We start from the raw sequence: 13,696 nt of genomic DNA, 5'->3' as shown, positions 1-13,696 counted from the left end.
CACCGGTCGACCGCCACCGGAGTGGCAGCTAACGGGAAACCGAAAACGTTGCCGCAACGGCCGTTTTGGGGCGCGTAGCTGCTCGGCGGCTTTGAACACGCGAAGCCGACGTTCGATCACGCTGCGGATCGCTCAGCATTCCTTACTTTCTGTGTCGGTTTTCCTAGGAAATGAGCAAGTGCCGACTTCCGGGAGTTCCGATCCAACGCATATGCAGTGTGAGTGAATGCCACGCCGTCCAGCAGGCCTTGGATGTAGCCAGCGATACTGTCGGCCGCCATGATGAGTGCGGTGTCCACCGTGTGAATGTATCGGCTTGTTATGGTGCCTCGAGAATGTCCGACCAGGGCCGCGATCGTCGCCTCGGTGAACCCCAGATCATTGCCGATACTGGCAAAGCTGTGCCGCAGAACATGCGGCGTAATGCCGGCCAGATCGGTATCCTTGAACAGCTTCGTCCACTGTCTAGGGAAGGCTCCGAATGGGGTGTCATCCTGCCAGCCGGGAAACACATAATCCTCGGCACCTTGTTCCTCATTGCGGCGGCTCTCGAGATACTCCAGTACCGGCAGACCGATTGGACGCACCGATGCGCCCTCCTTGCTGTCTGTCAAGCGCAAGCAACTGCCTTCAGCATCGACTTCGCCGCACTGTAGACCGATGACCTCGCTGCGCCGGCACCCGGTCAGAGCGATCACCCGGATGATTTCTGCGGTGGTGTCGTATTGCCCGTCCTCGGTGGCCTTCCGCAGGATATCGCCGAGCGTACGATACTCCTGCTCGCTGAGACGGCGAGCGTTGACCTGATCCTTCGGCTTGCGAACGCCGTGCACGGGATTCTTATCGATGATACCGAGTTCGACCGCATAGGTAAGAATGCCGCCGAAGAGACCGATCGTCCGGGCTGCCGTGCCGGCACCACCGCGGACAATTGCGCGCCCTCGCAATTTGTCAGTCTTGACGTCCGCGCGTGTCTTCCCCGCCATGATGTCCTTCATGGCCTGGGTAATGTCAGACTTGGCTAAATCTCTAACGCGCCGGCTGCCCAGCAGAGGAACGATGTGCCTCTCGATGCGCCCCACGTCGGTGGAGATTGTCGTGGCTTTCTTCGGGCGGCCTCTCTTCCCGAGCACGAGCCCGTCTTTCAGATCTTCTAGGTAGCGGGTGCAGAGTTCCTTGACGGTGATCGCCTCGCGGTCGAGTTTGCGCTCCTCGGCGGGGTTTCCTCCCCGCGCGACGGCGCCGAGCAAAGCTTTCGCCTCGCGCCTCGCCTCTTCTGGAGTCCAGACACCGTGCAGGCCAATCGTGACCCGACGCGAGCGGCCGGCAGCACGGTACTGCACCACATAGCTTCGCTTTCCCGATTTGAAGACGCGCAGTCCAAAGCCTGGAAGATCGTCGTCCCATAGAACATAGTCAGAGGCTCTGACATCGGTGGCATCCACGGTTCGCTTGTTCAGCTTGGTCATTTGAGGACGGTTCCTTGGCAGAATCCCCGCGTAAGCAATGCGTAAGCACCTGGGGGAGGGGTTTGAGCCGTTCCGTCGTACCGTTGGCGCTGGTATATTTCAAATTTGTTTTGTGGTTTCAGTGGCATAGCGCGCAATCGGATAGAAACGGATAGGTTCGGCGAAAGCCATTATCCATTCTCCGAAGGCAGAGGTCACAGGTTCGAATCCTGTCGGGTGCGCCAATTTCATGAATAATTGCAATGGTTTATGTCTTGGCTTGGGGCCGCCTTTCCAGTTGAGGCGCAAGCTACGCGTAAGCGTCAGGGCATGGTTCACGCGGCTATATGGCTGCCATTTCGGCCGCCATGGACCGCCATTGGCCAACTCAGGTCCAAAACTTCGCTTCTTTGAAGTTCGTGTGGGCGACCGCTGCCCACAAGGGCAGCGGTCCACCAGGGGCCATTAGGGGCCGACTGCGGACCGACAGCTTGGGGTGTCCTCCAGACATAATCGGACGTTGGTCCGCCCAAGTGTGGCTCAAGACGCAAAAATGCGTGTCTGGCGCCAAGGCGGCGTCCTTGTGGTCTGCTCAAACTTCAACCGTCTATGATTCAGAAGTTAACTCCGGCCTCGACTGACATTGACCATTGACTTGGGCAGGAGCGGACGGGGGCGGGTCACGATGAAGACGGCGACACTCAGCAGGAGCAAAGCCAGTCCGCTGGCCGGAACCGATCCGAGTTCGCTAAAACGCATCGCGAAGCCATAGCCGATGGCCATACTGGCTACGGCCACCAGTTTGGTCGGCGTGGAAATGGCGCCTTCGCGCTGCCATGCCCGCAGCGGCTTTCCCAGTACGGGATGGTCCAGCAGCCAGCCGGCCATGCGCGGCGACGAGCGGCAGAAGCACCATGCCGCAGCCAGCAGGAATGGCGTGGTGGGTAGCAGCGGCAGCACAGTTCCGGCGGCACCGAGGCCGAGCGTGGCCCAGCCCGCCACGAAATAGAATACGCGGAACCGGGTCACGGCGTCGTCTCGCGCGAGATCATCTGCATGGCGGCTGAGCCCTGCGCCGCCATGCGGGCTATGTCGTCGAAGATATGGGCCAGTTCGGCAAAGACGCTGCGGTCGCCCTCCTGCCAGGTCACGTCCTCCAGCTCGCCGAGCAGGTCCACCAGGGCGGCGATTGAGGCGCGTTGCTGGCGCGCATCCATCAGGCATTGCCGGTCGTGGCGATGCTGTTCCTGCGCGGCGAAGCGCTGCAGGGCGTCATTGACCCGTTGCCGGCAATCGCAATCGAGCGCCACCGTGCCGATGAGGTTGCGGATGCGCCGTGTCAGGCCCGACGCGTCCTCGTCGTGCTCGATGGCCAAAGGTGGGCCATAATACATCATGCTGGCACCTGTTCTGTTGCGGCAGGAATCCAGGCGGCCCCGGTCGTGCCGTGGTGGAAGCCATTGGAGAAGGGCACCTCGGGATAGATGGCGCGCAGCCTTGCCTCGCCCTCTGCCGCATCGATCCGTCCGTCGCGCACCGCGGCGAAGACCTCGGCCACATCAGCCATGTCGCAATGCTGCGGGGATAGGCGGACATGGCTCACCCCGCCTGCTGCAGGGCCGGCAGTTCGGCCAGCAGCACCTGGCAGGTATGGGACATGGTCTGGACGCCATTGAGCGTCAGGAAGGCTTGGCCATCGAGTGTATCCACCGCCAGCCCGTCGGGATCGTCCTGGCAGACGAACTGGCAATTGTCCTTGCTGTTGCCCTTGGCGCGGGCATGGGCGCAGCGCGCCGAAATGGCCAAAGGCAGGCGCCCGAAGGCGAAGACTTCGAAATCCGTGCCGGGCGCAGCGCCCACGATCTCAGTCACGGACGCCAGCGGCAATTCCGGCCCCAGGCAGATGCGCGTGGCGCCGCGGCTGGCCAGCATGCGGGCGGTGGCGCCGTTATAGACATTGACGAAGGGGCCGATGAGATGCGGGCGTCCCGAAAGGAGGCCCAGCGCTGAGAGATCATTGGCTTCCACCGGCCATGGGCTGGCTTCGACCAGCTTCCGGGTCAGCATGGCCTCACGTTCCAGCGTCACCATGGCCATGGAGGCCAGGGCCACGTCCTTGCCGGCGTCGGCAAGCCGGCTTGCCACGGCGTCGATAAAAGGCTGGGTGAAGTGGAGGCGCTTGGAGCAGACCACTTCACCCAGAGTTACCGCATCAATCCATGCGCAGTCGGCGATGCGGAAGTAGAAGTCGCGCCATGCCTCGCCGTCCCACAGATAGGGGATGGGACCGAGGGTGATCCGGAGGTTCCTCCCAGCCATCAGATCACCGCCACTTCTTTTCATAGGCGCCCGCCGTGGTCCGCTGGCCTTCGCTGAGGCGGCGGAGGTGGGCGAGCAGAGCTGGCCGCTGTTCGGGCGTGGCGGCAAGCGCCTGCCGCAGACGCGAGACCACTTCGGCGACATAGGCCTTGCCGCGCTGGCGCCCCTCGATCTTGAGTGCGGTGACCCCGGCGTCGCGCAGGGCATCGAGATGCTCCATGACGTCGAGGCTGACCGGGTCTTCGAAGGCATAGCCCTCGTCGTCGGCAATGTGGAAGCGCCCCTTGCACAAGGTGGGATAGCCAGCCGGCTCGTCGGCGCCGAAGCGGTTGATCGTATAGCCGCCCAGTTCGGACACCATCTCGTCGCCGTCCTCGCGGTAGCGCACATGGCTGGCCGGCGAGCAGACGCCCTGCATATTGGGCGACAATCCCGTAGCATAGGAGGAGAGCGAGCAGCGTCCCCTCGGCCATGACGCAGAGCCCGCCAAAGGCAAAGACCTCCAGCTCGCAAGCCACCTTGGGCGCCAGAGCCGCAATATCGGCCACGGTCAGCACGCGGGGCAGCACCAGGCGCTTGGCGCCAAAGCTCTGCACCAGGAAATTGATGGCATCGGCATTGGAGGCCGAGGCTTGCACCGAGACATGCAGGCGCTGATTGGGGTGCGTCTCGGCAATATAGGCCATCAGCGCCAGGTCGGCGACGATCAGCGCATCGGCGCCCAGAAGCACGGCATCGTCGGCGGCCTTGTACCAGAGCTGTTCCGCGCCGGCCCGCATGAAGGTGTTGAGCGCCACATAGGTCTGCACCCCCTTGGCCTTGCCATAGGCGATGGAGGCGGCGAGTTCCTCGCGCGTGAAATTGAGGCCGGGGAAGTTGCGCGCATTGGTCTCGTCGCGGAAGCCGCAATAGACGGCGTCGGCGCCGGCATCGACAGCTTCGCGATAGGCGGCGGGCGTGCCGGCGGGGCAGATCAGTTCCATGGGACTAGACCAGCCCGACCAGGGCGCGCTGCCGCACCATCTCGGCCAGCCGCGTGACCAGTGGCGCGAACGGCCCGGCGGCCTTGCCCAGGTCGCGCGGCAGGTCGAACCCGCTGTCATCAAGCGCGTTGCGCAAAGCCAGCATGGCCTCCATGTCGCCTGATATGGAAAGGCTGCGGGCAAAGAACATGGCGTCGCCGTCGATCCGCCCTTCCAGTAGCGCCAGCAGGGTCAGCAGCGGTCCGCCCGCCGAGGCATCGGCCGGCATGCGGGCCGATTTGCGCGACACAGTGATACTCCGCCGCGCCGGCACGATAAGGAAGCTCAGGTTCAGATCGGCCGGGGTAAAGCGGAAGCTCTTGGTCGCGTAGTTGCCGAGCCGGTCGAACAGGGTCGGATGCCGGCGCAGCATCTGGTTGAACACCAGTTTCGCGCCCTGCTGGATGACAGGCAGAGGCAAGCGATTGATCGGCTGCGAAATGGCTTTGGGCAGTATCATCCGGGGGCCTCCGGCACGTTGCGACACGCTCAAGCTAGGCCGGCCCGGCCACCAATACTTTGCGCTGGCGCAAGGACTGGGCGCGCGGCATCCCTATCGTCGCGCGCATGAGCAAAGAAGCCCTCCTGCCCGAAAGCGCCTTCCCGCCCGCCATGGACCTACGCGGCTTCCTCGATGCGCTCGAGCGGCGCGGACGGTTGCACCGGATCAAGAGGCCGGTGAGCCTCGTGCATGACGTCACCGAAATCCACCGCCGCGTGCTGCTGGCCGATGGCCCGGCTTTGCTGATTGAGCATCCGGTGGACGCAGAGGGGCGCGCGAGCGAGATGCCCATGCTGGTCAATCTCTTCGGCACGCAGGAGCGCATCGCCTGGGGAATGGGCATTGCGCCCGATGCCATGCCGGCTTTGGGCGAAGCGCTGGCCGACCTGCGCCATCCGCGTCCGCCGCGCGGGTTCAGGCAGGCCTGGGCGCAACGCGACATGCTGTCGGGCGCTCTCAACATGCGGCTGCGTCAGGTCGATCGCGCGCCCAGCCAGAGCCGGGTGCTGACGGGCGAGGCCATCGATCTCGGGCGCCTGCCCATTCAGTGGTGCTGGCCGGGCGAGCCCGCGCCGCTCATCACCTGGCCCCTGGTCATCACCTGCGCGCCCGATGACCCGGACGATATCAATGTCGGCATCTATCGCATGCAGGTGCTGGGGCCTAATCGCGTCATCATGCGCTGGCTGGCGCATCGCGGCGGGGCGCGGCACCATCGCATGTGGCAGAAGCTGGGGCGCGACATGCCGGTGGCCGTGGCCATCGGCGCCGATCCGGCCACGATTATCGCCGCCGTCATGCCGCTGCCCGAGGGCATGAGCGAACTGGGTTTTGCCGGTCTGCTGCGCCGCCGCCGCACCGAAGTCGCCACGGGCAGGACCGTGCCTCTCCCGGTGCCCGCCCATGCCGAAATCGTGCTCGAAGGGCATGTCTCGGCCAGCGAGACCGCGCCCGAAGGGCCGTATGGCGATCACACCGGCTATTACAACAGCGTCGAGCCCTTCCCGGTGATGACGCTCAGCGCCATCACCATGCGCGACAAGCCCATCTACCTCTCGACCTATACCGGCCGACCGCCCGACGAGCCGTCCCGGCTGGGCGAGGCGATGACGCCGCTTTTCGCGCCGCTGGCGCGCCGGCAATTCCCGGAGATCATCGACCTGCACCTGCCGCCCGAGACCTGTTCCTATCGCGCCATGGCCGTCTCCATCGACAAGCGCTATCCCGGCCAGGCGCGGCGGCTGATGCTGGGCCTGTGGTCCATGCTGCCGCAGTTCAGCTATACCAAGCTCATCATCGTGGTGGATGGCGATATCGATATCCGCAAATGGGACGATGTCATCTGGGCGCTGGCCACGCGGTTCGATGCGCCGCGCGACCTGGTCGTCGTGCCCGATACGCCCATCGACTATCTCGATTTCGCCTCGCCCAGCCCGGGTCTGGGCGGCAAGCTGGGGCTCGATGCCACCAACAAGCTCGGCCCCGAAACCAGCCGCGACTGGGGCAGGGTGCTCGCCATGACGCCCGACGTGACGGCGCGGGTCGATGCCATCTGGCACGAGTTGGGTCTGCCATGACGCGCATAGTGCTTGCCATGACCGGGGCGTCCGGCGCCGCCATCGGGATGCGGGCCGCCCAGCTTCTGCGGGCGCTGCCGGATGTGGAAACCCATCTCGTGCTGTCGCAGGCGGCCGAGCGGACCCTGGCGCATGAAGTGGGTCCCGATGCCGTCACCAGACCCGCGCCCTGGCGCATGTGGTGCATCCGATCGAGAATATCGGCGCGACGATAGCCAGCGGCTCCTTCGGTTCGGCCGGCATGCTGGTCGTGCCTTGCTCGATGCACTCGCTGGCCGCCATTGCCTCCGGCATTGCCGACAATCTCATCATTCGAGCGGCCGACGTGCACCTCAAGGAGCGGCGCCGGCTGGTGCTGGTGGCGCGCGAGACGCCGCTGCATCTAGGCCATCTGCGCAACATGGTTGCCGTCACCGAAATGGGCGCCGTGGTCATGCCGCCGGTGCCGGCCTTCTACCATCACCCGCAAAGTGTGGCCGAGATCGTCGACCAGCTCGCGGCGCGGGCCATAGACCTGCTGGGCCTGCCCTATGCGCCCCTGGCGCGGGAGTGGCAGGGCTAGACCGCCAGCGAATGCCGTGCCGCGCCCTGCGCCAAGTAGGTGTCGAACTTCGCCGCGATGGCTCGCACGAAGGGCCGGCCGAGCGGGGTCACGCTGAAGCAGCCCGCATCGGCAGTGGTCAAGCCGTCCTCGTCCGCCGCCGCGATAGCGCGCGCCGTCTCGAACAGCGCCGCGCCCGCGGCACCGAAGCCCGATAGCTCGTCTCGCCTCAGCGCGAAGCGGCATAGCAAGGCCTCGATGGCAAAGCCATGCAGCCGATCGGCTGGCTTGAGGGCGAAGCCGCGCGCCGTAGCGCCACCACCGGCCAACACAGTCTTCTGGTATTCGCCTGTGGGGGTAATGTTCTGCACATAGCCCTGCGGCAATTGCCCGATGGCCGAAGCACCGAGTCCGATCAGCAGGTCGGCGCGGTCATCGGTGTAGCCCTGGAAATTGCGCCGCAGCCTGCCGGCTCGCGCCGCAATGGCCAGGCTGTCGTTCTCCCGTGCGAAATGGTCGAAGCCAACAGGATGCAAACCACCAGAAGCGAGCAGGCTTGCCGCCAGCTGCGACTGGGCAAAACGCGCATTAATGTCAGGCAAGGCTGCGTCGGCGATCATCTGCTGGTGCTTCTTCATCCATGGCACATGGGCATAGCCGAACAGCGCCGTGCGGTCGGGCCGCAGCGACAGGACCTGACCTATTGTCGCCTCGATGCTTTCGAGCGTCTGGTAGGGCAGGCCATAGAGCACATCGACATTGACCGAATGCACGCCCCGCGCCCGCACCTGGTCGATGACGTGCTTGGTCTGCGCGAAAGTCTGGATGCGGTTGATGGCTTTCTGCACGCGTGGATCGAAATCCTGCACGCCGACGCTGGCCCGCGTCAGCCCGAAATCGGCCATGGCATCGAAGCGGTCTTCACCCAGGTCATTGGGGTCGATCTCGATGCTGATTTCGGCATCGTCGGCGATAGCGAAGCGTTTCACAAGCCGCGCCTTGAGCGCCGCCATATCATCGGCCGAGAGCATGGTGGGCGAACCGCCGCCGAGATGGATCGCCGTTACCCTGCCGTGCCCCGCTAGTTGCGCCGATACCCAATCGATCTCGGCATAGAGCGCCAGCAGATATTGCGCGATCGGCTCATAGCGCAAAGTGTGCTTGGTGTGGCAGCCGCAGAACCAGCATAGCCGGTCGCAATAGGGAATGTGGAGATAGAGCGAGATGGTCGCCGCTTCAGGCACCTCGCCCAGCCAGCGCGCATAGGTTTCGGGTGTGATGCCGGCATGAAAATGTGGTGCCGTGGGGTAGCTGGTATAGCGCGGTACCGGGGTCGAATAGCGGTCGATGAGGTCGGGGTTCATGCAGCGGCCATGGTCAGTGGGTCGGCGCCGAACAGCACTTCGTGCCCGCCTAGCAGCAGCCAGGCGGTAAGTGCGGCGGCGATGAAAATGGCCATGCCCAGCGTCCCATCAAAGCGCAGCTTCGTCCGGCCGGCCAGCACCGCTGCAAGCGGCAGGATGGAGGTGGTGCGGGCAATTTCGGCCCATTGCGCGCCCAGCCTGCGGCTGCGCCGATCCGTGATGACCATGCCGAGCAGGGCAAAGGCCAGGAGAGCGCCGAACAGCAACAGGCTGCGCAGGTCGCCATTGGGTACGAGGTGGCTGCCGGCCCAGAGGGCAAAGCCCCAGAGTACCGGATGGCGGGTCACGGTGGTGATGGCGCCCGGCTTGAGGTCGGGCTTGCGCAGGGTGATCGAGGCCGGGTTGGGACTGGTGAGGCCCGCCAGCAGCAGGACCAGTGCGATCGGCGTCAGCACGAGCGGGAACCAGGCCTGCCAGGGTGCCGGGTCCCAGAGCGGCACGAAATCGAGCTGCAGGGCGGCGTGGAACAGCCAGGCCAGCGTCAGCAGCGAGACCAGCGAATAGACCACGAGATAGGCCCGGCGCCCCATCGTGGCCACCAGTTTTGCCCGCAGGGCGGGAATGGCCGGCACCATATGCAGTGCCAGGAACAGCGCCAAAGCGAGCAGGAACTGGGTCAATTGATCGTCCTTCCGACATCGGGCAGGAACAGCCGGAGCAATTCGATTTCGCCATGCACATGCCGGCGCATGCTGTCGAAGAAGGCGCGGAGCAGATAGCCCACGGCATCGGGCGATAGTGGCGAGCGGCCGGCAACCAGCGCATGCAGCGCTTCGCTCACCTCACCGGCCGTATCGCTGTCGGATACGTGTTCCTGCCTGAGGCGAACCACGGTCTGTTCCAGCTCCAGGCGACCCGAGGCCAGCAGCACAGGAAAGAGCGCCCGTTCCTCGAACTCGTGCGTGTCCTCGACCAGCCGTTCGAGCGCGTCGGCAGTGGACAGGCACAGGCGCGTGTCGGCATGCGGCAAGCTGTCGGCAATGACCTCCAGCGCGTCGCAAAGCGCGAGCAGGGTTCGATAATTCTGCTCAAGTTGTTCCGTCCGGCTCTGCGGCACCATGATCGAGCGCTCCCGGCCGCTATCATCGCCCCACCATAGCAGGACAAACCGTGCCGCGTTTGACCGGGATCAACTTCATTGTGGTTTGTCCGGCTAGGGTATGCGATGCCGGATGCCAGTGGAGACGCCATAATTTCATGCCCTTTCCACCCTTCGCACCATCAGTCTATTTCGAAGAAGCCGATCTTGCCGCCCTGGTGGCCGAGTTCAGCGAGCGGGTTCGGCGCAGCCCGGCCTTGCGCCCCGCCATGGATCGGCTGGTAGGCAATCAATGGGAAGAGGCGGAGGCGGCGACAACGGCCTTCCTGCGGGCGACGCTGTTCCTCGAACGGCGCCCCGACGTGGATGGCGACTGGCTGGCCAAATCCATCCGTACGCTCGACGCCACGAGCATCGACCAACTGGCCGATATCCTGCTCGATTGTGCCCTGGTGGTGCTGCCGCTGCACAGCGCCGCCGTCGTGGCCGAAGTCAGCGATGCGCTGGCGCGTCTGCTCAAGGATGTGCTGGCCCATGATGGCGTGATGCGCCAGCGGCTCCTGTTCAAGGTCCAGTCGCGGCTGGCGGCGGGGGCGCTGATGAGCTCGGTCTAGTCCTTGTCTCGGCGCGGTTCGTCTTCGTCGTAGAGGATGCGTTCGGCGGCGCCGTCGAGGTCGTCATACTGCCCGTCGCGCAAGGTCCAGAGGAAGACGACGAGGCCGATGGCGCCCAGCACGATCGAAATCGGGATCAGGTAGAAAAAATCGCTCATGGCTGTGCCACCACGGCCCGCTGGTGCAGTGGCCAGCGATAGAAGCGGTAGCCGCCCCAACCCAGCCGCAGCGCGTTCAGCACGACGACGATGGACGACAGCGACATGGCGATGGCGGCGATGAACGGGTTGACATAGCCGGCAATGGCGATGGGCAGGGCAATGGCATTGTAGAGTGCCGAGAGCGCAAAATTCTGCCGCACCAGCCGCCCGGCATCACGGGCCACGGCCGAAGCCAGCGGCACGGCGCCGAGGTCGTCATGCAGGAAGACGAAATCGGCGGCGCTGCGCCCTACATCGGCGGCGCCTGACGGCGCCATGGAGACATGGGCCGCCATCAAGGCCGGGGCGTCGTTGAGCCCGTCGCCCACCATGAGCACCTTGCGGCCTTGCGCAGTCAGGGTGGCGATACGGTCGGCCTTCCCGCCCGGCAATACGCCGCCGGCACTGTCCGCGATATTCAGTTCGTCGGCCACCGCATCGACGGCGGCGCTGGTGTCCCCCGAGATGATCTCGACCGTGAGGCCGGCATCGCGCAAGGCGGAGGTGGCGCCGCGCGCGCCGGAGCGCAGGCCGTCGGCAAAGGCGAAGCGGGCCAGCTCCACGCCATTGCGGCTCAACACCGTGCCGCCAGCGCTGTCGGTATCCGACAAGGCCCAGTCGGCACGACCGAGCCGATAGCGATCCGCGCCCCGCCTTGCCTCGACGCCGAAGCCGGGCAATTCGCTGATCTCGGTGAAACCGGGCATGGCGCCGAGACCCGCGCCGGCTTTGGTGATGGCGCGAGAATAGGGATGGCGCGAATGGGCCGCAAGCGCCGCGGCCTGCGCCAGTGCTTCAGGCGCGATATCGCCCAGGTCCAGCAGTTGGGGCGAGCCCAAAGTCAGCGTGCCCGTCTTGTCGAAGACCACGCTATCCACTTCGGCCAGCCGCTCCAGCGCCGAACCGTCCTTGACCATGATGCCGGCATCGAACAGACGCCGCGCGGCCACGACCTGTACCATGGGTACGGCCAGGCCCAGCGCGCAGGGGCAGGTGATGATGAGGACGGCGATGGCCACGGTGATGGCGTCATGCAGGTCGCCATTGAAACCCATCCAGCCCAGAAAGGCGGCAAAGGCCGCCAGATGCACGACGGGCGAGTAGAGTTCTGCGGCTCGGTCGGCGATACGGCGATAGCGGTTGCGGCCGCTTTCAGCCACTTCCATCAGCCGCACCATCTGCGCCAGGGTCGAATTCTGCTCGCTCGCCTCGGCGCGAATGGTCAGCGGCCCGGTGAGGTTCAACACCCCAGCTTCGAGCCGCGTGCCGGGCTCGGCCGCCACCGGCAGGCTTTCGCCGCTGATCAGGCTCCGGTCAAGATCCGATGCGCCGCTCAGCACCACCGCATCCACCGGCACGCGTTCGCCGGCCGCCAACAGGATCGTCATGCCGGGCACGATCTCGCGCAGCGGCAGATATTCGGGGCTGCCATTGTCGCCCAGCACCAGCGCACCTCGCGGGGCGAGCCTTGCCAGTCCCTTGACGGCGGTGCGGGCGCGTTCGCGCATCACATGATCCAGCGTCCGCCCGATCAAGAGAAAAAAGATCAGCGACACGGTCGCGTCGTAATAGACCTCCTGCCCCGAATGGATCGTGTCGTAGAGGCTGACCGCAAAGGCCAGCGCGATGCCGATGGTGATCGGCACATCCATATTGGTGCGGCCATGGCGGACGGCATTCCAGGCCGACTGATAGAAGACGCGGCCCGAATAGAGCAAAGCCGGCAGGGTCAGCCCGGCGCAGATCCAGTGGAGGATATCGCGCGTCGCGCCATCGGCGCCGGACCAGACCGAGCCGGAAAGCATCATGATATTCATCGAGGCAAAAGCGGCCACGGCCAGCGCGCGGAGCAGGCCGGGCAGGGTGCGGTCCTTCTGGCTGTCCTCGGTCTCGTAGAGATGGGGCTCATAGCCCAGCCCGACCAATGTCTCGACCATGGGCGGCAGCGTGCTCCCGTCGGGCCAGCGAATAGCGACGCGCTTGGTCGAAAGGTTCACCCGCGCCGAGTCCACGCCCTCGAGCGCATTCAACGCCTTTTCGATGGTCTGAATGCAGCCGCCGCAATGCACTGCCGGCACGGCCAGGTCGGTCTGGCGCATGCCCTTGCCGAGGTCGCGGCTGGCCAGGCGGATTTCGTCATCCGACGGGCCGCGCCGGATCGGGCCGGCAGCGGCCTCGATGAAATCGGGCGGGGGCAGGCAGCAGCTCATTTCTCGTCGCGCACCGCGGCATAGGCATGCCAGGTGGCGTGGCCGAGCAGCGGGAAGATGATGATGAGTCCGATCAGCGCCGTCCCCAGGCTCAGCAGGGTCAGCAGCAGGATGATGGCGCCCCAGAGCAAAGCGGCGGGCAGGTTGTTCCACACCAGCGACATGGACATGGCCATCGCTGAGAAGGCATCGAGCTTCCTGTCGAGCAGCATGGGAATGGAAAAGGCGCTGATGGCGAAGGAGAAGGCGGCGAAGAGCCCGCCGATCGCCGTGCCCGTCACCAGCATGGTCATGCCGACCGGCGTGGTGAACAGCATGGTGACGATGTGATCGAAGCCGGGGAAAGGCCGCCAGCCGAAGAACAGCGCATAGAGCAGTACGGCGGCGCGCATCCAGACCAGCATGAGTGTCAAGAGGATCGCCCCGACAAAGAGCAGATGGCCACCCGCGCCGCGGCCGGGAAACAGCATGCGCCAGAGCGAGACCGGCTCGCCCGCTTCCAGCCGCCGGCTCTTTTCATAGAGCCCGTTCGCCAGCAGCGGCCCGACCACGAGGAAGCCGGACAGAGCCGGGAACAGGATCTGCGTCCAACCGAAATTAACCATGGCGGCGATGACCAGCAGCGAGAGCAGCGCCACGCCCAGGCCATAGAGCAGGCTGGGCAGCGGCCTGGTCCACAGGTCGCGCCAGCCCAGGGCCAGCCAGCGGAAAGCGGCGCTGGCGGGCAGGTGCCGGTTATGGTCGACCGCCTTGGGCAGGGGCGCCACATGGGCGGGAATGGGATGCAGCGTCTTGGCCAT

General features: G+C 65.2%; 12 protein-coding genes and 3 pseudogenes. 3 read left to right on the top strand and 12 right to left on the bottom strand.

Going from position 1 to position 13,696, the window contains the following annotated elements; genetic code table 11:
* Positions 1-116 precede the first annotated feature (116 nt).
* The 6 genes and pseudogenes from NVV79_RS04375 to NVV79_RS04350 all read right to left on the bottom strand — a co-directional run bounded on the left by NVV79_RS04375 (position 117) and on the right by NVV79_RS04350 (position 5,249).
* A complete protein-coding gene (locus tag NVV79_RS04375; RefSeq protein ID WP_303986647.1) occupies positions 117-1,469 on the bottom strand; it encodes a tyrosine-type recombinase/integrase in 1,353 nt (450 codons plus the stop codon).
* A gap of 600 nt (positions 1,470-2,069) precedes the next feature.
* A complete protein-coding gene (locus tag NVV79_RS04370) occupies positions 2,070-2,477 on the bottom strand; it encodes a YbaN family protein (RefSeq protein WP_303986646.1) in 408 nt (135 codons plus the stop codon).
* Positions 2,474-2,845: a hypothetical protein gene (locus NVV79_RS04365; RefSeq protein ID WP_303986645.1), complete on the bottom strand. Its 372-nt coding sequence runs from the start codon at positions 2,843-2,845 to the stop codon at positions 2,474-2,476. Before NVV79_RS04365 ends, NVV79_RS04370 begins: the two co-directional genes overlap by 4 nt.
* Positions 2,842-3,767, bottom strand: a pseudogene (locus NVV79_RS04360) (U32 family peptidase). Before NVV79_RS04360 ends, NVV79_RS04365 begins: the two are co-directional and overlap by 4 nt.
* A gap of 4 nt (positions 3,768-3,771) precedes the next feature.
* Positions 3,772-4,750 (bottom strand): annotated as a pseudogene (locus NVV79_RS04355) (peptidase U32 family protein).
* Between the two features lie 4 nt (positions 4,751-4,754).
* Complete coding sequence (locus NVV79_RS04350; protein WP_303986644.1) at positions 4,755-5,249, bottom strand: SCP2 domain-containing protein; 495 nt, start codon at positions 5,247-5,249, stop codon at positions 4,755-4,757.
* 152 nt (positions 5,250-5,401) lie between these two features.
* On the opposite strand from NVV79_RS04350, the gene NVV79_RS04345 reads away from it, so the two are divergent.
* The gene (locus tag NVV79_RS04345) at positions 5,402-6,868 is read left to right on the top strand and encodes a UbiD family decarboxylase (RefSeq protein ID WP_303988316.1); all 1,467 of its coding nucleotides are present in this window, start codon (positions 5,402-5,404) and stop codon (positions 6,866-6,868) included.
* Positions 6,865-7,430: pseudogene (locus NVV79_RS04340) on the top strand (UbiX family flavin prenyltransferase). Before NVV79_RS04345 ends, NVV79_RS04340 begins: the two are co-directional and overlap by 4 nt.
* Here the strand turns inward: NVV79_RS04340 and hemN are convergent.
* The 3 genes from hemN to NVV79_RS04325 are packed head-to-tail and all read right to left on the bottom strand — an operon-like array spanning position 7,427 to position 9,893.
* Complete coding sequence (gene hemN, locus NVV79_RS04335) at positions 7,427-8,773, bottom strand: oxygen-independent coproporphyrinogen III oxidase (RefSeq protein ID WP_303986643.1); 1,347 nt, start codon at positions 8,771-8,773, stop codon at positions 7,427-7,429. The pseudogene NVV79_RS04340 and the gene hemN sit on opposite strands and share 4 nt — an antisense overlap.
* Positions 8,770-9,453, bottom strand: a complete 684-nt coding sequence (locus NVV79_RS04330; RefSeq protein WP_303986642.1) for an NnrU family protein — start codon at positions 9,451-9,453, stop codon at positions 8,770-8,772. Before NVV79_RS04330 ends, hemN begins: the two co-directional genes overlap by 4 nt.
* Entirely contained in the window at positions 9,450-9,893 is a 444-nt protein-coding gene (locus NVV79_RS04325) for a hemerythrin domain-containing protein (protein WP_303986641.1), read from the bottom strand. The genes NVV79_RS04330 and NVV79_RS04325 overlap by 4 nt, the downstream gene beginning before the upstream one ends.
* A gap of 137 nt (positions 9,894-10,030) precedes the next feature.
* On the opposite strand from NVV79_RS04325, the gene NVV79_RS04320 reads away from it, so the two are divergent.
* Positions 10,031-10,486, top strand: a complete 456-nt coding sequence (locus NVV79_RS04320) for a hypothetical protein (protein ID WP_303986640.1) — start codon at positions 10,031-10,033, stop codon at positions 10,484-10,486.
* On the opposite strand, the gene ccoS is transcribed toward NVV79_RS04320, so the two are convergent.
* The 3 genes from ccoS to NVV79_RS04305 are packed head-to-tail and all read right to left on the bottom strand — an operon-like array spanning position 10,483 to position 13,696.
* Positions 10,483-10,644 (bottom strand): cbb3-type cytochrome oxidase assembly protein CcoS, encoded by a 162-nt coding sequence (ccoS, locus tag NVV79_RS04315; RefSeq protein ID WP_303986639.1) that lies wholly within the window; start codon positions 10,642-10,644, stop codon positions 10,483-10,485. The genes NVV79_RS04320 and ccoS overlap by 4 nt on opposite strands.
* Complete coding sequence (locus NVV79_RS04310) at positions 10,641-12,896, bottom strand: cation-translocating P-type ATPase (RefSeq protein ID WP_303986638.1); 2,256 nt, start codon at positions 12,894-12,896, stop codon at positions 10,641-10,643. Before NVV79_RS04310 ends, ccoS begins: the two co-directional genes overlap by 4 nt.
* Complete coding sequence (locus tag NVV79_RS04305; RefSeq protein ID WP_303986637.1) at positions 12,893-13,696, bottom strand: DUF2189 domain-containing protein; 804 nt, start codon at positions 13,694-13,696, stop codon at positions 12,893-12,895. The genes NVV79_RS04310 and NVV79_RS04305 overlap by 4 nt, the downstream gene beginning before the upstream one ends.

It is taken from the genome of Devosia ginsengisoli, from assembly GCF_024707105.1.
GTDB classification, from domain to species: Bacteria; Pseudomonadota; Alphaproteobacteria; order Rhizobiales; family Devosiaceae; genus Devosia; species Devosia ginsengisoli_A.
This window is presented reverse-complemented; position numbering and strand designations above follow the sequence as displayed.

Coding starts and splice junctions, on each gene's coding strand:
- NVV79_RS04375 (WP_303986647.1), bottom strand. CDS start 1,469: ATGACCAAGCTGAACAAGCGAACCGTGGATGCCACCGATGTCAGAGCC.
- NVV79_RS04365 (WP_303986645.1), bottom strand. CDS start 2,845: ATGATGTATTATGGCCCACCTTTGGCCATCGAGCACGACGAGGACGCG.
- NVV79_RS04350 (WP_303986644.1), bottom strand. CDS start 5,249: ATGATACTGCCCAAAGCCATTTCGCAGCCGATCAATCGCTTGCCTCTG.
- NVV79_RS04345 (WP_303988316.1), top strand. CDS start 5,402: ATGGACCTACGCGGCTTCCTCGATGCGCTCGAGCGGCGCGGACGGTTG.
- hemN (WP_303986643.1), bottom strand. CDS start 8,773: ATGAACCCCGACCTCATCGACCGCTATTCGACCCCGGTACCGCGCTAT.
- NVV79_RS04325 (WP_303986641.1), bottom strand. CDS start 9,893: ATGGTGCCGCAGAGCCGGACGGAACAACTTGAGCAGAATTATCGAACC.
- NVV79_RS04320 (WP_303986640.1), top strand. CDS start 10,031: ATGCCCTTTCCACCCTTCGCACCATCAGTCTATTTCGAAGAAGCCGAT.
- ccoS (WP_303986639.1), bottom strand. CDS start 10,644: ATGAGCGATTTTTTCTACCTGATCCCGATTTCGATCGTGCTGGGCGCC.
- NVV79_RS04310 (WP_303986638.1), bottom strand. CDS start 12,896: ATGAGCTGCTGCCTGCCCCCGCCCGATTTCATCGAGGCCGCTGCCGGC.
- NVV79_RS04305 (WP_303986637.1), bottom strand. CDS start 13,696: ATGGCCAAGACGCTGCATCCCATTCCCGCCCATGTGGCGCCCCTGCCC.